This window comes from Fictibacillus arsenicus (assembly GCF_001642935.1).
Taxonomy (GTDB): Bacteria; Bacillota; Bacilli; order Bacillales; family Fictibacillaceae; genus Fictibacillus; species Fictibacillus arsenicus_B.
Genome location: NZ_CP016761.1, coordinates 2,502,801 through 2,529,190 on the forward strand (window position 1 = coordinate 2,502,801; position 26,390 = coordinate 2,529,190).

Below are 26,390 nucleotides of genomic sequence, written 5' to 3' on the forward strand. Positions count from 1 at the left end.
CATTTCCTTTACAATTAATTAAATATTGTCGGATTTTCATGCTTCATGTACACTAAAAAAGCCATACTGCAAAGGAGCTTTCAAATGAAATTACATATCCGATTTTTAAAAAGTTTATTTTCCGCAAAAGCAATTTCAAACTTCCGATTATTTGGTGTAGGAAGCACCATTATATACGTATTATCCATAACTTTTGTCTGCATGTTGCCTGTACTTTTAATATTTATTTTCAATATGTTTAATAAAGAAGATCACCCGATGGACAATTTTCAAAACTACGGTCTCAATCCTGAACAGATGCAGGACTTTGCTTCCTCTGTAAACGGTGTTTTACCTATCATATTAATTGTCGTTTACGCAGCTATGTATATTCTATTTTCAGGTCTATTGTTTTCAGGGGTTTCCGTTTTATCCGGGATCGGCCTTCCTGTATCTAAGATTCTAAATAAGAAACTTTCATACCGTCATTTATGGGTAATGTCTTGTTATTCAATTACCCTGCCTGTGATATTATTAACAATCATCTTTTTAATGAATGTGCATATCCCTTATTCTTATTTCTTATTCTGGGTTCTCACTTTTATTATTTTGACTGCAGCCATTTATAAGTCTCCAGATAAAAAATAAAAAGCGGCTACTCAGCCGCTTTTTATAATGTCATTATTTGAATAGTGATTTAATCGCCTCAATTATTGCGCTAAGAAATTCGAGAATTTTTTGAATAAAAGATTGTGTTTCTTCTTTATTTAAAAAATCACCTAAATTTTCACTAATGTTCTTCAAATCACTTTGAAGCTGATCCCAATCAATATTTAAGTCTTTCATTTTATTAAACAGAGCAATCAACCCGTTTAATTCTTCTTGTGTAAGTTCAATTCCCATGTCTTTCGCAACTTTTTCAATCAATGCTCGAAGATCGTCTTCAGACTGTACCGGATTTTTTGCGATTTCTTCTTTTACTCGAGTCATGAGTTCAGTTGCTTCTTTTGCACCAATTCTTTCTCCAAGTTCTGCAGTTTTGACCATCTCTTCATTGGCTACTTGCTTTTGAGCTTCTGGTATTTCGATTTGTGCGGTGGTTTCGTATGCTTTAAGAATCCCAGTTAATGCAGCTGTTCCAGACACTTCAAATGGGGCTGTTACATAGATTTCAGCATCTGTAACACCTGCTGTAGTCAATGCATTCATGTACATTTCTTCAGTTACCCAGTTGATATTGTTCGTTTTTACAGATAGCCCCTGATCTTTTTCACCTACTGTAATTTTAGAAGATGATATAGCCTTCGAACCAATTTGGGCCTTTGATATATAATCACCTAAGTACTTGTGTTCTTCTTCGTTTGTTACCGTTACGGTTTGGACATCAGCTGATACTTCCATCTCTTTTAAAAGAGAATTTTTCTGTTCATCTGTAAGATTTTGTCCAAGCGTGACAATTACGTCTCCTGGAGCTGCATCTGCAAACATCTTTAATGGAGCTATAAGTAGAGCAGCAGCCATGATTGACAGCAATGCAAATATTTTTGCCTTTTTCATACAGTTAACCTCTCCCCTCGGTACAACTACATAGATACGTATGAAAATTTATTTTGTGTCCATCACACCTTTCCATTTTACACCAATGCTCGTATCAAAGTCACTTTTAACTTGTCATAAAACAATAGGACAAGCATATAGTTCAATATGAGAAAGGAGAGGGAAAAATGAAACGTTTTTTGACAGGCTGTTCAATTCTTCTAATCCTATATGTGGTTGCTTACGATCTTAAAATTGGTACACTCCCTCAAACTCAGCCGGTGAACGCAGAAATTCAAACAACGGAAAAAAATAATAATTATAAACCTTATGAAGCTGGCCCTGGAGATACATTAATTTCAGTAGTAGAGGAATTAAATTCTCATGGCGGGTATACCATCACAACTATGATAAAAGACTTTAAATCCCTGAACCCAGGAGTCAATCCTGAAAACATTCAATTAGGAAAAACGTATAAATTTCCTATATATAAAAAGGCAGAAAGGTAACAATACTTGTCAAAACAAAATAATCCCTGCTAAAATGAACTGATGATAGGACAGAATAATACTGTCAATTTGATAAAAGGAGCGATTCACCAAATGAGTGAAATCACCCACCGTTCTAAAACAAGACCTGTAAAAGTCGGACCTTTAACAATTGGAGGGACTGACCAGGTTATCGTACAAAGTATGACGACTACAAAAACACACGATGTTGAAGCTACAGTCGCTGAAATAAAACGTTTAGAAGAAGCCGGCTGCCAGATTGTCCGGGTTGCATGTCCGGATATGCGTGCTGCCGAAGCAATTGCAGATATTAAAAAGCAGATCAGCATACCTTTAGTTGTTGATATTCATTTTGATTATAAGCTTGCTCTAAAAGCAATTGAAGGCGGAGCTGATAAAATCAGAATTAATCCGGGGAACATTGGAAGAAGAGAAAAAGTTGAAGCCGTTGTTAAAGCTGCAAAAGCAAAAGGAATTCCAATCCGGATTGGCGTAAATGCTGGGTCATTAGAAAAGAAATATCTTGAAAAATACGGGTATCCTACTGCAGATGGTATGGTAGAAAGTGCTCTCGAACACATCCGGATCTTAGAAGAACTGGACTTTCACGATATTATCGTTTCGATGAAAGCATCTGATGTTAATTTAGCTATTGAAGCATATGAAAAGGCATCTAAAGCATTTAATTATCCATTGCACCTTGGAATAACTGAATCAGGCACACTTTTCGCAGGAACTGTAAAAAGTGCAGCAGGCCTGGGAGTAATCCTCCATAAAGGTATCGGTAATACGGTCCGCATTTCACTAAGTGCAGATCCTGTTGAAGAAGTAAAAGTTGCCCGGGAATTATTAAAATCCTTTGGTCTTCTTTCAGACGCTGCAACATTAATTTCATGTCCAACATGCGGGCGTATAGAAATAGATCTTATTTCTATCGCAAATGAAGTCGAAGAGTACATCTCAAAGGTACGCGCACCGATCAAAGTAGCCGTATTAGGATGTGCAGTTAACGGTCCTGGTGAAGCAAGAGAAGCGGATATCGGCATTGCCGGTGCTCGCGGAGAAGGATTGCTTTTCCGACATGGCGAGATCATACGAAAGATTCCAGAGGATCAGTTGCTGGATGAACTGAAAAAAGAAGTAGATATTTTAGCCAAAGCACATGCAGAAAAATTAAAAGCACAGCAAGCATAAAGAAAAAGCTCCCATCATGGGGGCTTTTTTATGCTTAAAATAAGAAAGGATACAGTGTACAATATTTAATTTAGTTTGTATGTAAAGAACAGTTTTATCAAGGAAAAAATTAATCCCGCGGTAATGCGAAAAAATCGCACGTTAATTTACATTTATCGAATTTTCGACAAAACGCGGCAATCAATGAGCAAAAAAAAGAAGAAGCAGCAGCTTCTTCTTTGCTCCTTTTTACGTTAAAAGAATGGTGCGAAAAATAAGGAAATAATTATGGAAACGATACCGAGTCCAATTGCCCAATTCCCGAGTGTATGGGCACCTTGTCTTCTGGCTACAAATCCAACGATAATACCTGCTACCCCAAACAAAACTGGAGCAATAAACAAAGAAAGAACAGAAAGGATTAAAGCGATAACACCTGTCGCTTTTCCGCCTTCTCTTTCGCGTTCCTCTTCATGCCCGCGTCTATGGTCCCTGTCTGCAAAACGCGGGCGTTCGCTTTCAGGATAAACCATATCACTTTTTACTGGTACAGCTTCAGCTGCCATCTCTTCCCGATAGTCAGCTTCATTTATATTACGTTCATATCTGTCATCTGCCATCATGTTTCCCCCTCTTTTAGTCTTAAGGAGCGTTCTTATTATGGCATTAATTGAGTCATTTCATAGATGTTAAGTTATGGACATTTCGTTCAATGGAAAAAGAGGCCTATTTAGCAGGCCCCCATCCTTAATGCTTTGATTTAAAAGTATGACAGCACGTTTCTGCTGGATCATGTGCATGATCTTTGTGAGCAGCATCTCCAACTAGTTCACCATTGGCACTCATGTCATAAGAATTATTTGCATGTCTGTCAATTTCAACAAGGATCGCATCAGCGATACAATTGTTTCCTTCACCCCAATATGTGCAATTTGATACATTACATTTAACATCAGGCATAAAATAACCTCCTTTACTTATAGCTTGGCTAAAATAAAGGAGGAGCATACTTAAAAAAATATCTTAATTTCATTCTTTGCAATCTCTGCAATAACCATAGATCTCGAATTTATGACCAGTCACATCAAACCCATTCAATTCACTGTTTAACACTTCCATCGGACACGTATGAATGGACTTTGTGCTTCCGCAAGTTAAACAAATTAAATGATGATGATGTTCATTATGGGAACAAGTGAACCGGAATTTTCGTTCGCCTTCCCATTCTGTTTCTTCAAGCAATCCAAGTTCCACGAATGTTGTTAAGTTTCTGTAGATCGTATCAAAACTTAATCCAGGATATTGATTCTTTAGGGATTCCTGAACATCTTTTGCAGAAAGATATCTTTTTTCACGAGCAAAGAGGGTTAGAAGATCTTTTCGTTTTTCTGTGTATTTGTATCCTTTTTCTTTTAACAAATCCATTGCATCTTCAATTGTTAATGTGAATCTCACAGTTACCCCGCCTTTCGTGAACCCATAAGCTTCTTATAGAATATAGACAAGCTCAAAATAATGATCAGGCATACTACAATTGTACCACCAGAAGCAAGATCCAGATAATATGATAAAAACATACCAGCAATAACCGCAGTTTCGCCAAATAGAACTGAAAGCCATATCGTTTGTTTAAATCCAGTAGCTATTCTAATGCTTGCCGCTACCGGCAAAGTCATGAGAGAAGAAACTAAGAGGATTCCTACAATTTTCATGGATGCAGCAATGACTAACGCTGTGATAGCCATAAATGCAATCAATATCCAGTTGCTTCTGATTCCTGAAAGCTTACCCTGTTCTTCATCAAATGAAAGTACAAACAATTCTTTGTACATAAAGAAAACAAATGCGAGTACAACCACTAATATTGCAAATACTGTCCAAACGTCCGATTGCTTAACCGCAATAATACTGCCGAATAAATAATTAAACAGATCTGTATTGAATCCATCCGCCATTGAAATAAAAATAACACTTAAACCTATTCCAGCTGACATGATAATCGGGATTGCTAATTCTTCATAATGCTTATAAACCTTTCGCAGCTGTTCAATAAAAACAGCACCGCCAACAGAGAAAGCCATGCCCATATATACCGGATTAGCTCCCGCGAATACTGCAAACCACTTTCCGAGTAACAGGTTCGCTGCAATTCCAGCCAGGGTTATATGTGAAAGAGCATCTGCTATTAGAGCTTGACGTCTGACAACAATAAATACCCCTAACACAGGAGCTAACAGACCGACCATAATGCCTGTTAAAAAGGCATTTTGTAAAAATTCATATTTTAAAAAAGGTAACATCCATTCATCCCCTTACTCGTGATCATGGTCATGATGAATGACATGAACATGATGCCCATAAAAAGCAGACATTTTTTCTGAAGAACTTTCTTCAAATTCTTTTGTATTCCCATGAAAATGTATTTGCTTATTTAAACAAGCTACATCTGTAACATAATTCGTCATAACGCCAACATCATGTGTAACTAAAACGAGTGTCATTTTATTTTCACGATGTAAATTCTTCAGCATTTTATAAAATGACTCTGAAGATTCGATATCAACACCAACTGTAGGCTCATCTAGAATAAGAAGTTCGGGATCACTGACTAAAGCACGAGCAATAAAGATGCGCTGCTGCTGGCCACCGGAGAGTTCCCCTATATTTCTATTCGCAAAATCTTCCATATTGACAGCTTTTAAAGCATCCCACACCTTTTGCTTATCAGAAGATTTTAAAAAGCGGAATAACCCAACCTTACCAAACAATCCCATTGAAACCACTTCAAATGCAGTGGCTGGAAATGCGGTATTAAAGCTATTTGCTTTTTGGGAAACATAGCCGACTTTTTCCCACTTATGAAATTTTTGAACTTTTTCACCAAAAAGAGAGACGCTGCCTTGCTGTGGTTTCAATAGACCTAGAATACATTTTATGAGTGTTGATTTCCCTGATCCATTTGGACCTACAAGTCCCAAGAAAGAACCTTGTTTAACTTCCATCGTTACATGTTCAAGAACGTTTTTCTCTCCATAATGGAAGGATAAATCATTCACAAGAATCGCTGGATTATTTATTTTTTTCTCCACAATAATCCTCCCTGTAAAAATTATAAGTAGTAATGAGTACGATTTAAAACTGTCTCATAGTATACACGAAAAAAATAGAAAGTAAAACAACATGCCTGTTCATTCAGCATGCTGCATCACTTTCATATTCATTACTTTCCTCAGTCTGCACTTAATAATCCTTTCACGGTCAGTTCTAATCGTGAGGGTGAAACAATCACATCAGCCTTCGTTAAATATTTTTCTTCAAGTGTCGTTTCAACTGCTAGACAAAAAGCTCCGGCTTGTTTTGCCGAATCTATTCCAAGCGGAGCGTTTTCAATTACGAGCCATTCTGAAGGATCAAAAGAAAGTTTAGTCATTGCTTTCAAATATGGTTCTGGTGACGGTTTCCCCTCTTTTACATCGTCACCTGTTATAACAGAATTAAATTCTACAGGAAGCTTTTCAAGTACTTCATCGACGAATTCTCTTCTGCTTCCTGTTACTAATGAGATTGGAATTTCTTTTTTATATAGGTATTCTAAAAGAGATAAAGTCTCTTTAATAAATGTATACTTTGCGTTTTCTTTAAAATAATTTCTTTTTATTACATAAATATCTTCAATATCTTCTTCGGTTACCGGCAGTTGAGAGGATTTGAAAATATCCATTATTGTTTTTCGGCCAGGCATCCCTTCTCTTAAATAAAACTCCAGCTCATTATGATCGTATCCTTTTTCCTTGAATGCAAAGCGCCATGCTTCTACATGTTGCGGCATAGTATGGACGACAACTCCATCCATATCAAAACAAACTGCTTTAATACTCATATTTCCAACCTTCCTTTTATGTATAAATCCAATTTTCAATGAGCCATATTTCATTATTATAGAACAAAATGCCCTAGAATAAATAAACAGAAGCTGAAATTTAGATTCAGCTTCTGTTTATTAACTATTTATTGTATTCCCTCAATAACAGTCTTCGTGTTCCATTCCATCATTTCTTTGTATGAATCTCCATCTTCACCTGGCTTGCCTAAAGAATCAGTAAAGACTTTTCCTTTAATAGGTACCCCGGTTTCTTTAGATACAGTTTCCATACTTCTTGGATCAACACTTGTTTCTACAAATAGAGCGGAAACATTTCCTTGTTTAATAAAGTCAACGAGGCTTTTAATTTGCTGTGGCGTACCTTGGTTTTCAGAGTTTATCTCCCAAACGTATGCTGTGTTCATATTGTATGCTTCCCCAAAATACTTGAAAGCACCTTCACTAGTGATAAGAACACGTTTTTCTTCTGGAATCTTTGCAATTTCACTTAAAGTTTCATCGTGCAGTTCCTTTAATTCCGATATATATTTTTCTGCGTTTTGTTCATAATACTTTTTGTTATCTGGATCTTCTTTTATGAGTGCATCTCTAATGTTTTCAACGTAGATGATTCCATTATTGATATTCATCCATGCATGAGGGTCAGGTTCTTTCTCCAACCCTTTTGATTCAAGATGAATGGCTTTTACGCCTTCGCTTACCCGATAAACAGGTGCATCTTTTCCATCTTTATCTGCAGTCTTTAAAAGCTTTTTAAACCACGAATTACCTTCTTCAAGATTCAGTCCGTTATAAAATACAACATCCGCATCAGTGGTTTTTAAAACGTCTTCAGGAAGCGGATCATATTCGTGAGGGTTAGAGCCAATAGGTACCATACTGTGTACATCTACTTTATCTCCGCCTACATTTTTTACTAAATCATAGATAATGGAATAGGTCGTAACTACTTCTACCTTTTCAGATTCATCTTTCCCTGAACTGCATCCTGCAGATGCCGCTAATAATACTCCTGCTAAAAAAATACTTGCTGCTTTTTTAAACATATATTTATTCCTCCCTTTTATCGCATCAGCTCGGCTCTGTTCTTTCTCGCTTTTAGCGTTTTCCACACTAATCCTTGAGAAGGGGAAAAGAAGAATGCCATTGCAAACATTGATGCAGAAACCAAAACGATCGTAGCACCTGATGCAAGATTATAAATAAAACTAAAGTACAATCCGAGCACAGAAGCGATTATCCCAAAGAATGCCGCAAGATAAATCATGACTGACAATCTATTTGTAAGCAGATAAGCAGTTGCTGCCGGAGTAATTAACATTGCCACTACTAAAACGATCCCTACTGTTTGAAGAGAAGCTACTGTGACCATTGTTAGGACCACCATAAGTGCATAATGAATCCATTTATTCGGAAGACCATAGCTTTGAGCCATTGTCGGATCAAATGTTGAAACAAGCAGTTCCTTATAAAATAAAGTAACGAGTCCTATTACTAAAACTCCAATTCCAACTGTTATCCACATATCACTCATTCGTACTGCCAGAACATTTCCAAACAAGATGTGATACAAATCTGCACTGCTCTTCATGAGAGTGATGATTACGATCCCTACTGCAAACATACTCGTGAACATAATACCGATCGCCATATCATGCTTAATCCGACTGTTTTGACTGACATAACCAATTCCAATTGCAGTTAATACTCCAGTAATAACTGCTCCAAAGAAAAAGCTGATTCCAAGCATATAGCTGATTGCAACTCCAGGTAAAACAGCGTGGGAGATTGCATCCCCCATTAATGACATGCCTCTTAAAATGATAAAACATCCTACGATTCCGCATATGACACCGACCATTACAGAAGTAAATAACGCTTTTTGAAGAAATTCATATTGAAATAGCGCTTCAAAAAAATCGATCATATTCATGATGTAACATTCACCCCTTTTGGCTGAAGAAATGAAAATTGATTGGCGTACGCTTTCGTAATCACTTCCGGCTGAAGCACTTCTTCAGATGCACCATAGTGGATCATGTACTGATTTAATAAAAGCAGATGGTCAAAATAAGATTCCGCTTTGCTTAAATCATGGTGTACGACAAGAATTGTCTTTCCTTCTTTTTTTAAATCTCGAAGAATATTAATGATGGTTTCTTCACTAGCTACATCAATACCAACAAAAGGTTCATCGAGAAAAAATAATTCTGCTTTTTGAGCAAGAGCTCTCGCCAGAAAAACCCTTTGCTGCTGTCCTCCTGAAAGTTCACCGATCTGACGGCCGCTGAAATTCTCCATCCCGACCGTTTTCAGACATTCTTGCGCCCACTCTCTATCATTTTTGGAAGGTCTTCTAAATAAACCTAGTTTAGGATAGGTACCCAGAAGCACAACATCAATTACTGTTATTGGAAAATCCCAGTCAATATCTGAACGCTGAGGCACATAAGCAATATTCTTTTTCCACTTCTTTAACGGTTCACCAAATATTTTTATATCGCCTTTATCTTTTGAAATTAAGTTTAAAGCTGCCTTCATTAAGGTAGATTTACCTGCCCCGTTTGGCCCGATAATACCGACAAGACTTCCTTTTTTCACAGAAAACGTAATATCTTTCACAACTTGATTTCCTAAATATGAGACGAACAATTGCTCGATCTCTAATGCATGTTCCATAGAAAAAAGACCTCCTTTTTCGCTTGGCAACCTCTTTTGCCTTCGTGCAACTTTTAATTAAAAAAATAATCCCTTCACAATGTATGTGTCGAAATGGATGAAAGTGACTAAATTTGAATGAAAGGAAATGTTTCCTTTAGGCAACTTTTTTACTTAAGTCAAATTATATAGTGTGGACACAAGATTGTAAATGATTTTTTCTAGCCATATTTCTACATTTGCTATATAATCATCTCTGGCAGGCAACTGCTGGGTGGGAGAGGGTTTGTTTTTTAGTTTTAAGAGAGGAATACATGAAACAAAATCGAGTTTCCATTAAAAAAGAAATGCTCGCAGGTATAACGTCATTTTTCACGATCGCCTATATTATTATTGTAAACCCATTAATATTAGCCGATGCTGGAATGCCTTATGAGGGTGTTGTACTAGCGACAATTCTTACTTCTGTAGTTGGGTGTTTAATTATGGGACTGTATGCAAATGCTCCTATTATTCTTACACCAGGTATGGGTGTGAACGCTTTTTTCACTTATACGATTGTTCAAGGAATGAATTTAAGCTGGCAAGAAGCACTCGCCGCTGTTGTTTTATCAGGTATTTTATTTTTAATTGTTGCTTCTACCCCTTTAAAGGACATACTTTCTAAAAGTATCCCACAATCTTTAAAGCATAGCATTACTGTAGGTATTGGTTTATTTTTGACATTTATCGGACTTCAAAAAGGCGGTATTATTGAAGCCAGCTCTGATACTTTTGTTAAATTAGGACATTTAGACCGTCCTGATGCTATTCTCACTATGGCTGGCCTGGCAATAACGCTTGCTTTGTTCTTAAAAAACGTTAAAGGTAGTTTCCTGATTGGTATTGCTTTAACAACAATGATTGGTTTCATGATGGGGCATACTCAAGAAGTTAAAAGAATGTCTGAAGGATTTTCATTCAAGCCTTTTGGTGAATTGCTGTTCTCTTTTGATTTTTCTGGAATTACGGAATTATCTTTCTGGATTGCAACTTTTTCACTCACCATGATCATTACTTTTGAAAACATGGGATTGTTATACGGATTGCTGCCAGATCAGAAAAAGTTTCCTAAAGCGTTTCAAGCTAACGCTGCCTCGTCTATCGTATCTGGATTATTTGGAACAAGTCCGACTATTTCGACGGTAGAAAGTGCATCTGGAATAACAGAAGGCGGAAGAACTGGAATAACAAGTATTACAGTTGCAGTTCTATTTATTGGATCTATTTTTGCAGCTCCATTCATTGCTTATATTCCCGATGGAGCCATCGCGCCTGTTCTGATCATAATTGGCGGCCTGATGGTTCAGCAGATTCAGCATATTCCATTAGCGGACTTCACTGAAATGTTTCCATCATTTTTAATTATTGCTTTGATTCCATTAACATACAGTATTGTTGATGGTCTTGCTTTTGGATTTATTGCCTATCCTTTGATTAAATGGATGTCTGGTCAGAAAAAGCAAGTTCCCGTTACAATGTATGTAATTGCGTTCTTATTTTTTATGAACTTTGTACTTCACACCATCATCTAAAAGTAAATTTAAAGACTCTGGATATTTTCCAGAGTCTTTTTTAGCACTTTCTCAGCTCCTGCCTCATACAATGAAAAAGTCAGGAGGGAGTTCTTTATGAATCCAATTATTGTGCACTTTGTTAACCAAAAACTGAATACCATCAGCCCAAACGAATTAATATCTCTTGCAGCACAATATCAGCTTCCCATTTCTCAAAGCGAAGCCGTTCAAATCGTAAACATATTACGCCGGCAGACTATTGATATAAAAAGCCTTAGTCAGCGTAAACAAATTATTGCAACGATCGCAAAAGAAGTGAGTCCTGAAAAAGCGAACTATATTCAGTACTTAATCCAGACATACATTGACAGATAAAAAGACCGCACAGCTGCAGCTGTGCGGTCTTTTTTATAGCTTATTTCAAAAGATTGTGCTTTGAACATTTTTTGTCCATTCTCTTCCCTCGACTAGTTGATTGGAGTGCAAGGTCCGAGACTCCTGTGGGATCAGCGGGACAGGTGAGACCATTCATGTCGCAAAGCGACGAGTGGGATCACCGCACGCCCCACGGAAAGCGAGCACCTGGAACGGAAATCAACTACTTCCAAACAACAGAGTTTGCTCTATAAATGCCCTTTTATTGAGCTAGAAGTTTGTTCTGAAGATCGGGATCAAACTCTTTTGCTTTAATCATCTCAATTTCTAATTGATAAGGCGGTTTCTTATTATTCTTATCTGTACCAACATATGGTGTTTCAAGAATTTTTGGAATATCCTTAAACGATTCATGATGGACAATATAGCTTAAAGCATCAAATCCGATATGACCAAAACCAATGTTTTCATGTCTGTCTTTTGATGCACCGCAAATATTTTTGCTGTCGTTAATATGAAAGACTTTAATCCGGTCCTTGCCGATAATTTTATCGAATTGATTCATTACCCCATCAAAATCATTTACAATATCATAACCTGCATCATGTGTATGACACGTATCAAAACATACAGAAAGTTTCTCGTTAAGGGTAACCCCATCAATGATCTGTGCTAATTCTTCAAAAGTTCTTCCACATTCGGATCCTTTACCTGCCATCGTTTCCAAAGCGATTTGAACGTTTTGTTCTTTAGTTAACACTTCATTGAGACCTTCAATAATTTTTTTAATTCCAGTTTCTGAGCCTTCACCAACATGTGCACCCGGATGCAAAACAATCTGTCTTGCACCTAACGCTTCTGTTCGTTCAATCTCTCTTCTTAAGAAGTCAACACCCAGTTCAAAAGTTTCAGGCTTTACTGCATTACCTATATTAATAATATAAGGTGCATGGACGACAATATCAGCGATGCCGTTTTCAATCATGTGTTTCGTTCCAGCTTCAATATTAAGGTCTTCAATCTTTTTTCGTCTCGTGTTTTGAGGTGCTCCTGTATAGATCATAAAAGTGTTTGCACCATAAGAAACAGCCTCTTCACTGGCAGCTAAGAGCATTTTCTTGCCGCTCATTGAGACGTGTGAACCGATTTTAATCATACTTTCCCCTCTTCTCCACGCATTAATCTCTATCTTTGATTTCTTCTTTTCTTTTTCATTAACTTTTTCTTTTGCTCATCCATCTTCTTTTTATAGCCCGGTTTAACTTTACGAGGTTTAGGTACATAAATACCATCCTGCTCCTTGGAAGCTGTACTCTTTTCTCTTTGCTTTACAGGCACCCACTCACCGTTCTTATATTGTTCATACGTGAAACTGATTTTTTTCTCTTTCAGTTTTTGTACAGAATGCTGATCCGTTTGTTCAAACAGAGAGGCACAGATACCTGACATGCCTGCGCGGCCTGTCCGGCCGGCTCTATGGATATAAAAATCAAGATCCTTTGGAAACTCATAGTTAATAATGTGGCTGACACCTTTAATATCAATACCTCGAGCAGCTAGGTCAGTTGCAACTAAGAATTGAAATTCCGCCTTTTGTACACGCTTCATGATGTTCTTTCTCGTTCGAGGAGGTATATCACCATGTAAACGCTCTACACTCAATCCTTCAGCAGCCATCGCATCTGCAATTTCATCTACTGTTTTTTTGGTGTTGGCAAAAATAATAGCAAAATACGGATTATAGTTCGTTGCAGTTTTAATCAGCATAGGAAGCTTATCATTATGTTTTGTCTGGATGAGAACATGCTTTATATCTTTAGCTGTAATATGCTGAGGTTCCACATGAACATGTTTTGGATTCTTCATGTATTTTTTCAAGAAAGGCTGCAGCTTCTCTGGCACTGTTGCTGAGAAAACCATCATCTGAAGTTCATTAGCCATGCGGGATGCGATCATATCAACATCTTCAATAAAGCCCATGTCCAGCATCTGGTCAGCCTCGTCGACTACGAGCATGTTTGCAGTATAAACCACTAGTTCTTGTGCGTTCACTAAGTCTTTAATCCGACCAGGCGTACCTATAACAAGCTGAGGAACTGTCTTAAGTTTTTCTGACATCCTTTTTCTGTCGGTTCCCCCGACAATTGCTTTTGCTTTAATTTGTTTATCTTCAGGCATATGCTCTGAGATTTTCAAAAATTCATTATAGATCTGCTGTGCTAACTCGCGTGTAGGTGCTGTAATTACAGCTTGAACCTCTTCTTTTTGGATATCGATCCTGTGCATTAACGGAAGCAAAAATGCAAATGTTTTCCCAGATCCAGTTTGGGATTGGCCGATCATGTCTTGTCCATTAATGATTCCTGGAATTACACGTTCTTGAATATCAGTTGGTTTTTCAAATCCAATACCGCTTAATGCGGCTTGGAGCGATTCATTTATTTTTAACCGTTCAAACGGAGACTTCATACGCTCACCTTTTCTTTTTTCAAATATAAATCTATTCACTTTTAGTATTATAGAGTAAGTTTTGTATTTCCGCCAATCATCCTTGAATTTCGTTAAGAAAACAGGGATAAATATCACACATGTTTTCTTGAATTCATATTCTGTTTATGAGCGTATTATTTTGGAAAGGAGGGGGAATTATGCAGCCTTTTTACAGATACCCCACTCAGCCTCAGCATCCAATGCAGCCATTTCAGGTAAATCCTCATATGCAAAATATGAACGGCATGCATGGAATGCCGCGTCATGCAGGGTCTGTTGACCGTTTCTTAGGGACCATTGGGAGCGGAGGAAGTGTAACTGGCGGAACAAGTATTTTCACTATGTTGAACAATGTGCAAAAGGTTTTAAAAGTTGCTGAAACTATGGGACCCATGATCAAACAGTATGGACCGGCAATGAGAAACCTGCCATCCATAATGACAGCATTAAAAGACTTTCAAAGCGGTGGTTCAGAAACTAAAGCCGAGAACAGTGCTGAGGCAGATACCTCCAAGAAAGCGGATAAACAAGAAAAAAGTGCTGAAGTGAAAGAAAATACAGAACCAAAAAAGAAGGAAAAGAGAAAGAAAGATACAGAAGAAAAAGCAACTGCATCAGGTCCAAAATCCTCAAAAACAAATAAGCAGCCGCAAGCTCAAAAAATAAAAAAGGCACCAGCTAATACCAAGCTGGTACCTGCCGCGCCAAAAACAAATATGCCCAAAGGTTATCACCTCTCAGGACCAAAGCTATACGTATAAGTATAGTGTTTGAGTTCTTTTGTTCTCTCCTTTATAATAAAGGAATACAGAAGTAAATCTCCCAAGACAGCATAGACATCTGTGCTGTCTTTTATATGAATAAAGGAGAGGTCCAATATGGAAATTATTAAAATATCTCCCCGTGGATATTGTTATGGAGTCGTAGATGCTATGGTAATGGCTCGTCAGGCAGCAAACGATCCAACCCTGCCAAGACCTATTTATATTCTTGGAATGATTGTCCATAACAAACACGTAACAGATGCCTTTGAAGACGAAGGAATCATTACACTTGATGGAAACAATCGATTAGATATCATTCGAAACATTGAATCAGGAACGGTAATTTATACAGCGCACGGCGTCTCTCCAGAAGTCAGACGCATCGCTCACGAAAAAGGACTCTATGAAATAGATGCAACATGTCCGGATGTTACAAAAACACATGACTTGATCAGAGAAAAAGAAAAAGAAGGCTATGAAATAATTTATATTGGGAAAAAAGGTCATCCAGAGCCTGAAGGGGCAATAGGAATTGCACCTCATATCGTTCATCTTGTTGAAAATCAAGAAGACTTGGAATCATTAAATGTACAAAGTGAAAAGATTCTTATTACTAATCAAACAACAATGAGCCAATGGGATGTTGCAGAACTTATCAAACAGCTGTTAATTCGTTATCCAAATGCTGAAGTCCATAAAGAAATCTGCTTAGCCACACAAGTCCGTCAAGAGGCAGTTGCAAATCAAGCTGGTGACTGTGACTTAGTACTTGTAGTGGGTGACCCTCGAAGCAACAACTCTAATCGTCTCGCCCAGGTCTCAGAAGAGATTGCTGGGACAAAAGCTTATCGAATTTCTGATGTATCTGAGATCGATTTAGAGTGGTTAGAGGGAGTTAAAAAAGTTGGGGTTACGTCTGGTGCGTCTACGCCAACACCGATTACTAAAGAAGTTATCGATTTTCTTAAAAATTATGATGACAAGAATCAAGAAACTTGGAAAAAAGAACGCAAGGTTCAGTTAAACCGTATCCTTCCAAAAGTAAAAGAGAAAAAATAACAAAAAAGCAAAGCTGGTTTCGTCCAGCTTTGCTTCAGAACGTAGACAAACCCCATCTCAAATTGATTTGAGATGGGGTTTGTTCATTTTTTCTAGGTTTTCCAAAGGAATTCTAGCTTAACTTACACTGGACATGGACCTCGCCATGTCCAGTTTGCCAGTTTTTTAAGATTCATGGCAGCGAAAGTAAGCATCGCGTGCGCGGAAACTTTTTTAAGCCCTCTCAGCTTCGTCCAACGCATACCATGCTTTTCTTTTGCATCAGCGAAGACACGTTCAATCGTTTCTTTTCGCTGTGCATATATTTTTTTATTCTCCTCCGTATGACGAAGGTGATCGGCTTCCTCCAAGTACTCCTCCCAGATGTGCCGGTGGATCATCTTGATGTGCTGTTTACTCTGCGTACATTGAGAAAGCAAAGGACACTGTTTGCACTTCAAAGGATTGGAAGCGTATTGACGATAGCCCTCGCGGGTCGTCGTTCTATAGGGTAACGTTTCGCCTTGCGGACATATGTATTGATCGTAATGTTCATCGTAAACATATTCGTACTTCTTCATGTATCCATCTTTGGTTTTCGGTCGTGTGTAAGGCATTACTGGGCGAATTTCCTGGTCCATCAAAAACTTGGCAATCGGCGGTGTTTTATATCCTGCATCTACAGCTAAGGCGTTCGGTTTTCCTACGTTTTCTAACAACTGATTTACAAGTGGCTCGAGCATTCTACTGTCATGAACATTGGCTCCGGTGACGAGACTTCCAAGAATAAAACCTCTTGAATCACTGGCGGTGTGAAAAGAGTACGCAAACAGCTTTTCCCGTTCGTCCTTTACATAGTAGCCACTCTCCGGATCCGTAGTGCTCACTTTAACTTCTTTCGTATCTTCTTTTGTTTGAGGGGTTAGTGCTTTTTTCCGTGTGCCTCACGGTCGATATTGATTTCTTCTTCAAGTTTGTTTTGATAGCTGCGCGTTTCCACACGTACTATCTTCTTATCAAACTTCTTCTTATTGGCATTGGCTTTCACATGCGTGGAATCGATAAAAGCAATAGTGGGATCAACCAGACCATAATTCGTAGCTTCACGTAGAATCCGATAGAAGATCTGTTCGAAAAGATCACTATCATGGAAACGACGTGCGTAATTCTTCCCGAACGTTGAAAAATGAGGTATCTTCTCGCTGAAGTCATAGCCTAAAAACCAACGATAAGCGACATTCGTTTCAATCTCTTTTATCGTTTGGCGCATTGATCGAATACCAAATAAATATTGAAGGAGCACCATTTTGACTAAAACAACAGGGTCCACGCTCGGTCTGCCATTATCCAAAGAATATGTATGTTTTACGGCATCATAAATAAAGTCAAAATCCATGACTTGATCAATTTTTCGTACCAAATGATCCTGAGGTACAAGCTCGTCAAGAGCTGCTAGAGTAACTTGGTGACGTCCTTCAGTAGAATGCTTAGATAACATGTAAATTTCTCCCCTCAAACATTATCTAATTTAATTCTACAATAAAAAAAGCTTGTAGACATCTGACTTTGTCTACAAGCTGAAGCAAAGCTGGTTTCGTCCAGCTTTGCTTTTTTTACATGGCTTCTTTTCGGAAATTGCAGCTATGAGAAGTGGCTGATTTCCGCTCCAGTTGGAAAAACGGAAGCGTCGTTCTATCCCCGTTCTCCGGTCCTTGTAGATGTAATATACGGTACGTGTTCTTTTAATTATTACACGTTCGCTCAAAGTGACTAGAAACGAGGGAGGAACTCAAGGGACTCACTACCAGATCCGCGAAAAGGTTTCTGTCCTGCTGTTCACAAGCCGTAGTCTCGCGCCTTATGCTCCGATTAACTAGTCCATAAAGGGTCTTACATAAACGTAAAAGGCTCTGTTTGAATAGTGGATTCTATAACGGCTGTATCGTACTTTCTCTCTGAAAGTTCCTTTTCAAGCATGTTTTTGAGTTTCCTTTTCATTATTTCTTCAATATGATGACCTGCATCAATTATGGTCAGACCCTCTGCTTGAGCATCATGAGCGTTATGGTAGTATATATCCCCAGTCACTAAAACATCTGCTCCTTTTCTGACAGCAGGATAAATGTATTTATTGCCATCTCCGCCAACAACCGCGACTTTTTTTATAAGGTGATTGTGCCCTTTAATCACCCGAACGCACGAGATTCCAAAAACATGTTTAACATGCTGAACAAATTCTTCAATACTCATCTCTTTATTCAGCTTTCCGATCTTTCCAATTCCAAGTTCGTTTCCTTTGTTAAGCAGAGGATAAAGATCAAAAGCTACTTCTTCGTATGGGTGAGCTTTTTTCATTGCTGATAAAACTGCATTCTGGATAGAAACCGGAAAAACAGATTCGATTTTCACTTCTTCTGTTCGCTCTAGTTTTCCTTGCTCTCCAACGTATGGATTCGTCCCTTCTAGCGGTGTAAATGTCCCCCATCCGCTTGATGAAAAGCTACAATGACTATAGTTTCCGATATGGCCGGCACCCGCATCGCCCAGAGCTTGTCTCACAGCTTCTTCATGCGAAGATGGGACAAAAACGGAAAGCTTAACAAGCTGTTCCTCATATGTAGGTGCTAACACCTCAGTTTGACTAAGTTCTAATCGCTCTGAGAGCCATTCGTTGACTCCTGAAGCCGTTACATCGAGGTTCGTATGAGCAGCATAAACTGTAATATCGTTCTTGATCAGCTTTTCAATAACTCTTCCTTTTGAAGTACTGGTATCAATTTTCTTTAATGCCCGATACAGCAGGGGGTGATGAGCTATAATCAGATCTACTTCATTTTCAATTGCTTCATCTACAACATTCTCAAGAACATCCAGGGCTATCATTACTTTTTTGACCGGACGGTTTAATGACCCAATTTGCAATCCGATTGGGTCACCTTCGACTGCCAGCTTTTTAGGTGCGAAGCTTTCTAAAAGTGAAATAACAAACTGTCCGTTTGCTGCTTTGCTCAATCGATCCACTCCTCTGCAAGATTAATATTGTCTAAAAGTTCTTTTCTTTTTGTTTCAGCAGCTGTCCCTTGGCTTTTTTCCATTTGAGACAAAATTGCCTTCCATTGCTTGACTTCCCCAGCCCATTTTTCCTTAAACGCTTCATTTTGAACTTTTAATAAGAATGGGCCAAATAGCAGTTCCGCTTCGATATTATTATTTGAATAAGGGTATTCACCAGACCGATCTGCAACGAGAATTTCATAAATTTTACCATCTTCTTTTATTATTTCTTCAGCAGAAAGTATCCAATTTTCTTTTAAAAGCCACTTTCTTACTGTTTTAGCTCCTACGTTTGGCTGCAGAACTAATCGTTTTGTATTCCCTAGTTTACCCTTGCCTTTCTCGAGGATTGAAGTAATAAGAGATCCGCCCATGCCGCAAATTGTTACAACTTCTGCTTCATTTTCTTTAAGAACGGAAAGTCCATCCCCTTTTCTTACTTCAATAATATCGGATAATCCATCTAGTACTACTTGCTCTTTTGCTGATAAATATGGACCTTCTGTAATCTCGCCCGCAATTCCTTTTTTGATTTTTTTGTTCAGACCTAAATAACAAGGCAGGTAGGCGTGATCTGATCCGATATCAGCAAGTACTGACCCCTGCAATACATAATTTGAGACTTTCTCAAGCCTTTGAGATAGTTTTTCAGAATTCATATTTTATCACCGCTTTAATTTTCGATAGTATAGTATTTGTCTTCCTCAGTATTTATTGCAAAGCTGAATGAAAAAAAGCTTCTTGTCCAAAAAACAAGAAGCTCTTTTTTATTTTATTTTTTTTCTGCGAGCCATTTCACTACTATTTTAGCTTCTTCACCCTTAACAACACCAGCAGGCATTCCACCAGGCTTACCATTTTTTACGATATCGGCAATCTCTTCTTCTGAGTATTTTCCGCCAATTTTATCAAGTGCCGGACCCGATGCGCCTTCAAGATTTTGCCCGTGGCATGAAGCACAGTTCTGTTTGAAAATAGCTTCAGGATCCATAGCAGCCTTTTCTTTATCCTGGCTTGCTTGATGGATCTTGTTGATACCATATCCGCCCATTGTTAGCATAAGAACAATTCCAATAACTCCTATAATGGCAAAAGGAATGAGTGGATTACGTTTCATTCAAATTCCTCCTTCTTCTGTACAGCACATTTGTTGTTTGTCTTCAAAACTTACTATGTATTGGTTAACAATCCATAACCTATTGTACTTTAAAAGCGTTTACTTGGGAAGGGCAAACTATATTTTTCCCAGTTTTGTCACAAGATATTACAGAATTTATAAAGATAATAAAGTAAAAAATAGCCACACTACTGGTGGCTATTCATGGGTTACAGATAGAGCCTCTAATGCTTGTTCTCTAAGTTTGTATTTTTGTATTTTCCCTGAAGCTGTCATCGGATACTCATTAACAAATAAAAAGTATTCAGGTATCTTAAAATTAGCTATTTGGCCTTTGCAATAATTTTTCAGTTCATCAGATGATAGTGATTGCCCTTCTTTTAACTGTATACAAGCAGCTACTTTTTCACCAAACTTTTTATCGGGCACTCCAATTACTTGCACATCTAAGATTGCAGGGTGAGAATAAAGAAACTCTTCAACTTCCCTTGGATAGACATTTTCTCCACCACGGATAATCATGTCTTTTAAGCGCCCGGTTATTCTGTAATAGCCATCTTCATCTACAGTGGCTAAATCCCCCGTATGCAGCCATCCATCACTGTCTATAGCTTCTTTCGTCGCTTCAGGCATTTTGTAATACCCTTTCATAACGTGATAGCCTCTTGTGCAAAGCTCTCCTTGTTCACCTGCTTTTACTTCATCGTTAGTTACCGGATTAACGATTTTTGCTTCTACCTGTGTATGCTTCTTACCTACAGTTTCTACTCTTCGTTCGATTGGATCATCAGTTCTTGTTTGTGTGATAACAGGAGAAGATTCAGTTTGACCATAAGCAATTGTTATCTCACTCATACCCATTTTATCGATCACTTTCTTCATCACTTCAATCGGACAAGGCGATCCTGCCATTATTCCAGTTCTAAGTGTACTAAGATTAAAAGTGTCGAAGTCAGGGAGATTAAGCTCTGCTATGAACATCGTAGGAACACCGTGCAAACCTGTACATTTTTCTATTTCTACAGTCTCTAAAACTTCTTTAGGATCAAATTGGACGATTGGAACCATCGTCGCACCAACGGAAACAGCTGCCATCGTTCCAAGAACACATCCAAAACAATGGAAGAACGGAACAGGTATACATAATCTGTCAGCATTTGTTAAATTCATGCTCTCTGCAATCTGGCGCGCGTTGTTCACAATGTTATAATGCGTAAGCATCACACCTTTAGGAAACCCTGTTGTTCCAGAGGTATATTGCATATTTATAACATCATTAAAGTGAAGAGAGTCCTCTCTTTCCTGAAGCTCTTCATCAGAGATAACGTCACCTGCTGCTAACATTTCCTGAAACGTATCGTAAGTTGAAGAATGAATATTATCGATTTGGACAAAATGTTTCAATTCCGGAAACTCTTTCATTCTTTCCTTAACAGAGTCAACCATTTTTCTGTAAGAAGTTGATCGAAATTCTTCTATGAAAAATAAAGCTTTTGTGTCAGATTGTTTAAGCAGATAGTCCAGTTCTGCACTTTGATAATTTGTGTTCACCGTTACCAAAACAGCTCCAGCCCTTGCAGAACCAAATTGCAGAAGCAGCCATTCAGGAACATTTGTAGCCCACACAGCAATATGATCGCCTTTTTTGATTCCCATAGCCATTAAGCCTTTTGCAACTTTAGATGTAAGTTCATAAAATTCCTGATAGGTATAGCGAATTCCAAGTTTACTGTAAACAATGGCTTCTTGGGCCTTGTTCTTCTGCGCCTGTTTCTTTAAACACTCTCCAACAGTTACTTTCATTAATTCAGCCATAATTCACCCCATCATATATTATTATGAAAATCAGCAGCCAATCTCTCTAGCGATTACGATACGCTGAACCTCAGATGTTCCTTCTCCGATCTCAAGAAGCTTAGCATCTCTGAAGTACCGTTCAACATGATAATCTCTCATATATCCATTTCCGCCATGAATTTGTACGGATTCGGAACAAATTTGCATACAGGCTTCAGAAGCATATAATTTTGCCATAGACGCTTCTTTTGAAAACTTCTTTCCTTGGTCTTTCAGCCATGCAGCTTTATACACCATCATTCTTGCCAGTTCAATTTTCATAGCCATATCTGCAAGCTTGAATTGAATCGCCTGAAACTTTGAGATCGATCTTCCAAACTGCTTGCGTTCCTTTGCATATGCCAGCGCCTTCTCATAGGCAGCTTGAGCGATTCCTACCGCCATAGCACCAATCCCTATTCTTCCCCCATCAAGAGTTACCAGGAACTGTTTAAACCCATCTCCGCGCTTCCCTAACATATTTCCTTCAGGAACTCTTACATCTTCCATAAAAAGTTCGGTTGTGTTTGAAGAATGAAGTCCCATTTTTTCGTAGTTGTCTATTACTTTAAAGCCTTTTGCATCCGTAGGAACGATAATCGCAGAGATTTCTTTATCACTGCCATTTCTATTAGTGATTGCTGTTAAAGCCAAATGTTTTGCATAACTTGCATTCGTTATATAGCACTTGCTTCCGTTAATTACCCAGTCCCCATTTTCCAAGACAGCTGTAGTTTCAGTACCTCCTGCATCAGATCCTGCGTTTGGCTCTGTCAGTCCGAATGCGCCGAACGATTCACCAGTACAAATTGGGGTTAAATATTTTTCCTTTTGTTCATGTGTACCAAATAAATTTAATGGTGCTCCCCCTAAAGAAACATGTGCAGAATATGTAATACCAGTAGAACCGCAAGCACGGCTTAATTCTTCAACGGCGATCGCAAAACTAATTGTATCAGCTCCGCCTCCCCCATACTCCTCCGGAAAAGGAAGTCCCATCATACCAAGCTTAGAAAGTTTTTGAAAAATCTCTACTGGGAACTCTTTATTTTTGTCCCTTGCTTCTGCACCCGGTGCTACCACTTCGTCAGCAAATTCCCTCATCATTTTCTGAATCATCAATTGCTCTTCTGTTAAAGTAAAATTCATGGTTGTATCCCACCCTTTTAAGATTAATTTACCCTCTATTGTATACGCTTTCATATTTATTATAGATATAAAGGCTGAATTTTTACAAGATTTAAACGATTTTAAATTTAATAATGAGCAGAATACATAAGGAAATGTTAGTAATAGCGAGCAAACTAAAGCAATAATTGAGATTTTGGGATGTTTGCATTGAGGTGGAATAATCAGTAAAATAAAATCAAATAAAAAAGCCTGCCAAAAATGGCAAGCTTTCTATTCTAGAAAATCTTTTAAACGTTTGCTTCTGCTTGGATGACGCAGCTTACGAAGTGCTTTTGCTTCGATCTGACGGATACGCTCACGCGTAACTCCGAACACTTTACCTACTTCTTCCAGAGTGCGTGTGCGTCCATCATCTAAGCCAAAACGTAGTCTTAGAACGTTTTCTTCACGGTCTGTAAGAGTGTCTAGAACATCCTCTAGCTGTTCTTTCAGTAACTCATACGCCGCTGCTTCTGATGGGGCAAGTGCATCCTGATCTTCAATAAAATCACCTAAGTGGGAGTCATCTTCTTCACCAATTGGTGTTTCTAATGAAACTGGCTCTTGTGCGATCTTTAAGATTTCACGGACTTTTTCTGGCGTAAGCTCCATTTCTGCCCCAATTTCTTCAGGAGAAGGTTCCCGGCCTAAGTCTTGGAGAAGCTGGCGCTGAACACGAATCAATTTGTTGATTGTCTCAACCATATGAACCGGAATACGAATAGTACGAGCTTGGTCAGCTATTGCACGTGTGATAGCCTGTCTTATCCACCATGTTGCATACGTACTGAATTTAAATCCTTTATCATAATCGAATTTTTCAACGGCTTTGATTAATCCCATGTTTCCTTCTTGGATCAGGTCCAGGAACAGCATTCCGCGTCCGACATAACGTTTTGCGATACTTACAACAAGTCGCAAATTTGCTTCTGCCAAACGGCGTTTTGCTTCTTCATCGCCATTTTCAATTCTTTTCGCGAGTTCAATCTCTTCATCTGCAGAAAGCAGGTCAACCCGGCCGATTTCTTTTAGATACATACGTACTGGGTCATTGATTTTGACACCTGGAGGAACACTTAGATCATTTAAATCAAATTCTTCCTCATCTTTTTCCATTTCGAACTTTGGATCATCTTCATCATCTGAATCTTCTGATGCTTCTGCTACCTCAACACCTTGTTCTTCAAGATAATGATAGAATTCATCCATTTGATCTGAATCTTGTTCAAATGGAGCAAGTTTGCCTGTGATTTCTGTATATGTCAGCCGACCTCGCTTCTTACCGGCTTCTACTAATTGTTCTTTAACTTGATCGATGGTTAATTCGCCTTCCGTCCCTTGACGGTTTGGTTTCTCAGCCATTCGATCCCCTCCTTCCAAAACTTCAACCATCCTGATTCCCGATTATTTTAGAGATCTTTTCATTCTCATAATTTCTTGGGCAATTTGGGCTGCCAGTTTTATTTCATTCCTTCTTATTGCGTCTTCCTGCTGTTTCTCTTTTTCTTGTATTTCCCGCAATAATGGATAGCTAGAAATAATTCGAATATAATCTGCAAGCTCGACTTCGTTCATTTCTTCACTGATCGTGAGCATTGCTAATTCTGATGCTAGTTTTCTTAATTTGTCATCGTCAATTCGCTGCATGAACAACCCTACATTGGGTTTATTTCCTTCTTCATAAAAGGCATACAGGTACGCAGCGATTGCATTATGTTCTTCTACATTAAAGCCAGTTTCAAGCTTTTCCTGAATTAAAAAAGCTGTCTCTTCGCTTTTAAGCATGTGAGCTAGAACAATTCTTTCAGCATTTAAATTTTTGGGCAATAAAGACTTCTGCAAAAGTGTTTGTATTCTAAAATTATTATCCCGCTTTTTTGGGCCGTTATCCTTTGACTTTTGCTGCTGCTTGAAAGTCTGTATTTGCTGCTGTTTTAATGCGTCTAATGACAAATTAAACTCTGAAGCGATCTGACGGAGATAATGATCTCTTTCAACCGCTTTTGGAAGACGGGCTATTTCGTTGATAATCTCTTCGATATAGATCATCCGTTCTCCTTCATCACGAAGGTTTTTACCGCGTCTATAGTATTGTATTTTAAATGCCATTACTGTAAGACTAGCCCCTATTATATCCTTTTGGAATGATTCGCCTCCAAATTTGGAGATATAGTCATCGGGGTCCATTCCGTCTGGCATCTGCGAAATTTTAACTGTACACCCTTGTTTCGTCAGTATTTCTGATGCACGAAAAGCGGCTTCAACACCTGCTCTATCTGAATCGTAACAGATTGTGACAGATTGAACATTTCTTCTCAATATTGCAGCATGATCCTCTGTTAATGAAGTACCTAGCGTTGCAACGCCATTTGTAACACCAGCTCTGAAAGCGGCAATGGTATCTACATAGCCTTCAAAAACAACAGCATGCTGTTTTTGTCTGATATCTGCTCTGGAGAGATTCAAACCGTAGAGGGTTTTACCTTTTTGAAAGATTTTTGATTCTGGGCTGTTTAAGTACTTCGGTTCATCGTTCCCATCTAAAACTCTTCCTCCAAAGGCAACAACAGTTCCAGTACGATCCCATATCGGGAACATGATCCTGTTTCGAAAACGGTCATAAGGTTTTCCATCTGATTGCCGCTTTCCGATCAAACCCGCTTTTTCGGCAAGGTTAATATCCAATTCCCGCTTTTGAATAAATTGTGAAGCTGTTTCCCATGAATCAGGAGCAAAGCCTATTTGAAAGCGTTCGATGGACTCTCTTGTAAACCCTCTGTTTTCCAGATAGTCCAACGCTGGTCTACCCTGCTTTGTATGGAGAAGGCAATGATGGTACAGCTTAGCCAGCAACTCATGAATATCAGCCATTTTTCTTTTTTCGTCAGTACTTTTTAAGGAGTAATTTTGCTGTTGCATTTGAGGCAGTTCGATCGAACTCTTTTTCCCAAGCTGAGTTACGGCTTCAATGAATGAATATCCTTCGATATTCATTAAAAATGAAAATACATTTCCACCTGCTCCGCATCCGAAACAGTGGTAGATCTGTTTTTCCGGCGATACAGAAAATGAAGGTGATTTCTCGCCATGAAATGGGCATAAACCAAAATAATTTCGTCCTTGCTTTTTTAAGGGAACATAATCACTTATTACATCTACAATATCATTTGATGACCTGACTTTTTCTATTAATTCTTCTGGTATGCGTTCCATATTACCACCACAAAATCTCTGTTTCTATTGACACTTGAT

Annotated in this window: 26 protein-coding genes and 1 pseudogene; 7 read left to right on the top strand and 20 right to left on the bottom strand. The window is 38.3% G+C overall.

Annotated elements, in window-relative coordinates; translation table 11 throughout:
- Positions 1-84 precede the first annotated feature (84 nt).
- Positions 85-627, top strand: coding sequence for a DUF1189 family protein (locus ABE41_RS12970; protein WP_066290965.1), 543 nt, complete (start codon positions 85-87; stop codon positions 625-627).
- 33 nt (positions 628-660) lie between these two features.
- Here the strand turns inward: ABE41_RS12970 and ABE41_RS12975 are convergent, their stop codons facing one another.
- Positions 661-1,536, bottom strand: coding sequence for a DUF1002 domain-containing protein (locus ABE41_RS12975; protein WP_066290972.1), 876 nt, complete (start codon positions 1,534-1,536; stop codon positions 661-663).
- Positions 1,537-1,703: 167 nt separating this feature from the next.
- Between ABE41_RS12975 and ABE41_RS12980 the strand changes: the two genes are divergently transcribed.
- Complete coding sequence (locus tag ABE41_RS12980) at positions 1,704-2,024, top strand: hypothetical protein (protein ID WP_066290975.1); 321 nt, start codon at positions 1,704-1,706, stop codon at positions 2,022-2,024.
- A gap of 93 nt (positions 2,025-2,117) precedes the next feature.
- A complete protein-coding gene (gene ispG / locus ABE41_RS12985; protein WP_066290977.1) occupies positions 2,118-3,218 on the top strand; it encodes a flavodoxin-dependent (E)-4-hydroxy-3-methylbut-2-enyl-diphosphate synthase in 1,101 nt (366 codons plus the stop codon).
- 233 nt (positions 3,219-3,451) lie between these two features.
- Here ispG and ABE41_RS12990 read toward each other — a convergent pair whose 3' ends face one another.
- The 9 genes from ABE41_RS12990 to ABE41_RS13030 all read right to left on the bottom strand — a co-directional run bounded on the left by ABE41_RS12990 (position 3,452) and on the right by ABE41_RS13030 (position 9,759).
- Positions 3,452-3,820 carry a DUF4190 domain-containing protein gene (locus ABE41_RS12990; RefSeq protein ID WP_066290984.1) on the bottom strand — a complete coding sequence of 123 codons (369 nt, stop codon included), beginning with the start codon at positions 3,818-3,820 and terminating at the stop codon, positions 3,452-3,454.
- 124 nt (positions 3,821-3,944) lie between these two features.
- The gene (locus ABE41_RS12995) at positions 3,945-4,157 is read right to left on the bottom strand and encodes a DUF1540 domain-containing protein (RefSeq protein ID WP_066290986.1); all 213 of its coding nucleotides are present in this window, start codon (positions 4,155-4,157) and stop codon (positions 3,945-3,947) included.
- 69 nt (positions 4,158-4,226) lie between these two features.
- Positions 4,227-4,622, bottom strand: coding sequence for a Fur family transcriptional regulator (locus ABE41_RS13000; RefSeq protein ID WP_066294843.1), 396 nt, complete (start codon positions 4,620-4,622; stop codon positions 4,227-4,229).
- Positions 4,623-4,654: 32 nt separating this feature from the next.
- Positions 4,655-5,497: a metal ABC transporter permease gene (locus ABE41_RS13005; protein ID WP_066290988.1), complete on the bottom strand. Its 843-nt coding sequence runs from the start codon at positions 5,495-5,497 to the stop codon at positions 4,655-4,657.
- A 12-nt stretch (positions 5,498-5,509) separates the two neighbouring features.
- Complete coding sequence (locus ABE41_RS13010; RefSeq protein ID WP_066290990.1) at positions 5,510-6,286, bottom strand: metal ABC transporter ATP-binding protein; 777 nt, start codon at positions 6,284-6,286, stop codon at positions 5,510-5,512.
- 140 nt (positions 6,287-6,426) lie between these two features.
- The gene (locus tag ABE41_RS13015; protein WP_066290992.1) at positions 6,427-7,077 is read right to left on the bottom strand and encodes an HAD family hydrolase; all 651 of its coding nucleotides are present in this window, start codon (positions 7,075-7,077) and stop codon (positions 6,427-6,429) included.
- Positions 7,078-7,205: 128 nt separating this feature from the next.
- On the bottom strand, positions 7,206-8,126 hold the full coding sequence (locus ABE41_RS13020; RefSeq protein ID WP_066290997.1) for a metal ABC transporter substrate-binding protein: 921 nt from the start codon (positions 8,124-8,126) through the stop codon (positions 7,206-7,208).
- Positions 8,127-8,143: 17 nt separating this feature from the next.
- Positions 8,144-9,013, bottom strand: a complete 870-nt coding sequence (locus ABE41_RS13025; protein ID WP_066291000.1) for a metal ABC transporter permease — start codon at positions 9,011-9,013, stop codon at positions 8,144-8,146.
- Positions 9,010-9,759 carry a metal ABC transporter ATP-binding protein gene (locus tag ABE41_RS13030; RefSeq protein WP_066291003.1) on the bottom strand — a complete coding sequence of 250 codons (750 nt, stop codon included), beginning with the start codon at positions 9,757-9,759 and terminating at the stop codon, positions 9,010-9,012. The genes ABE41_RS13025 and ABE41_RS13030 overlap by 4 nt, the downstream gene beginning before the upstream one ends.
- Before the next feature lie 293 nt (positions 9,760-10,052).
- Between ABE41_RS13030 and ABE41_RS13035 the strand changes: the two genes are divergently transcribed.
- Positions 10,053-11,312, top strand: coding sequence for an NCS2 family permease (locus tag ABE41_RS13035; RefSeq protein WP_066291007.1), 1,260 nt, complete (start codon positions 10,053-10,055; stop codon positions 11,310-11,312).
- A 96-nt stretch (positions 11,313-11,408) separates the two neighbouring features.
- Positions 11,409-11,669 carry a DUF2624 family protein gene (locus tag ABE41_RS13040; protein ID WP_066291009.1) on the top strand — a complete coding sequence of 87 codons (261 nt, stop codon included), beginning with the start codon at positions 11,409-11,411 and terminating at the stop codon, positions 11,667-11,669.
- Positions 11,670-11,931: 262 nt separating this feature from the next.
- On the opposite strand, the gene ABE41_RS13045 is transcribed toward ABE41_RS13040, so the two are convergent.
- Both ABE41_RS13045 and ABE41_RS13050 read right to left on the bottom strand, forming a co-directional pair.
- Positions 11,932-12,825, bottom strand: a complete 894-nt coding sequence (locus tag ABE41_RS13045; protein ID WP_066291011.1) for a deoxyribonuclease IV — start codon at positions 12,823-12,825, stop codon at positions 11,932-11,934.
- A 29-nt stretch (positions 12,826-12,854) separates the two neighbouring features.
- The gene (locus tag ABE41_RS13050; protein WP_066291014.1) at positions 12,855-14,138 is read right to left on the bottom strand and encodes a DEAD/DEAH box helicase; all 1,284 of its coding nucleotides are present in this window, start codon (positions 14,136-14,138) and stop codon (positions 12,855-12,857) included.
- 146 nt (positions 14,139-14,284) lie between these two features.
- Between ABE41_RS13050 and vrrA the strand changes: the two genes are divergently transcribed.
- A complete protein-coding gene (vrrA, locus tag ABE41_RS13055) occupies positions 14,285-14,920 on the top strand; it encodes a VrrA/YqfQ family protein (RefSeq protein WP_083207797.1) in 636 nt (211 codons plus the stop codon).
- Between the two features lie 117 nt (positions 14,921-15,037).
- Positions 15,038-15,982, top strand: a complete 945-nt coding sequence (locus ABE41_RS13060) for a 4-hydroxy-3-methylbut-2-enyl diphosphate reductase (protein ID WP_066291024.1) — start codon at positions 15,038-15,040, stop codon at positions 15,980-15,982.
- A gap of 122 nt (positions 15,983-16,104) precedes the next feature.
- Here the strand turns inward: ABE41_RS13060 and ABE41_RS13065 are convergent.
- The 8 genes and pseudogenes from ABE41_RS13065 to dnaG form a co-directional block, all read right to left on the bottom strand.
- A pseudogene (locus tag ABE41_RS13065) lies at positions 16,105-17,459 on the bottom strand (IS1182 family transposase).
- 392 nt (positions 17,460-17,851) lie between these two features.
- Positions 17,852-18,973, bottom strand: coding sequence for a Nif3-like dinuclear metal center hexameric protein (locus ABE41_RS13070; protein WP_066291030.1), 1,122 nt, complete (start codon positions 18,971-18,973; stop codon positions 17,852-17,854).
- Positions 18,970-19,674 (bottom strand): tRNA (adenine(22)-N(1))-methyltransferase, encoded by a 705-nt coding sequence (locus ABE41_RS13075; protein WP_066291032.1) that lies wholly within the window; start codon positions 19,672-19,674, stop codon positions 18,970-18,972. The genes ABE41_RS13070 and ABE41_RS13075 overlap by 4 nt, the downstream gene beginning before the upstream one ends.
- A 113-nt stretch (positions 19,675-19,787) precedes the next feature.
- Positions 19,788-20,132: a cytochrome c550 gene (cccA, locus tag ABE41_RS13080; protein ID WP_066291035.1), complete on the bottom strand. Its 345-nt coding sequence runs from the start codon at positions 20,130-20,132 to the stop codon at positions 19,788-19,790.
- A gap of 198 nt (positions 20,133-20,330) precedes the next feature.
- The gene (locus ABE41_RS13085) at positions 20,331-21,947 is read right to left on the bottom strand and encodes an AMP-binding protein (RefSeq protein WP_066291038.1); all 1,617 of its coding nucleotides are present in this window, start codon (positions 21,945-21,947) and stop codon (positions 20,331-20,333) included.
- A gap of 30 nt (positions 21,948-21,977) precedes the next feature.
- A complete protein-coding gene (locus ABE41_RS13090) occupies positions 21,978-23,117 on the bottom strand; it encodes an acyl-CoA dehydrogenase family protein (protein WP_066291041.1) in 1,140 nt (379 codons plus the stop codon).
- Positions 23,118-23,369: 252 nt separating this feature from the next.
- On the bottom strand, positions 23,370-24,500 hold the full coding sequence (rpoD, locus tag ABE41_RS13095; protein WP_066291044.1) for an RNA polymerase sigma factor RpoD: 1,131 nt from the start codon (positions 24,498-24,500) through the stop codon (positions 23,370-23,372).
- Between the two features lie 42 nt (positions 24,501-24,542).
- Positions 24,543-26,351, bottom strand: coding sequence for a DNA primase (dnaG, locus tag ABE41_RS13100; protein WP_066291046.1), 1,809 nt, complete (start codon positions 26,349-26,351; stop codon positions 24,543-24,545).
- Between the last annotated feature and the right edge of the window lie 39 nt (positions 26,352-26,390).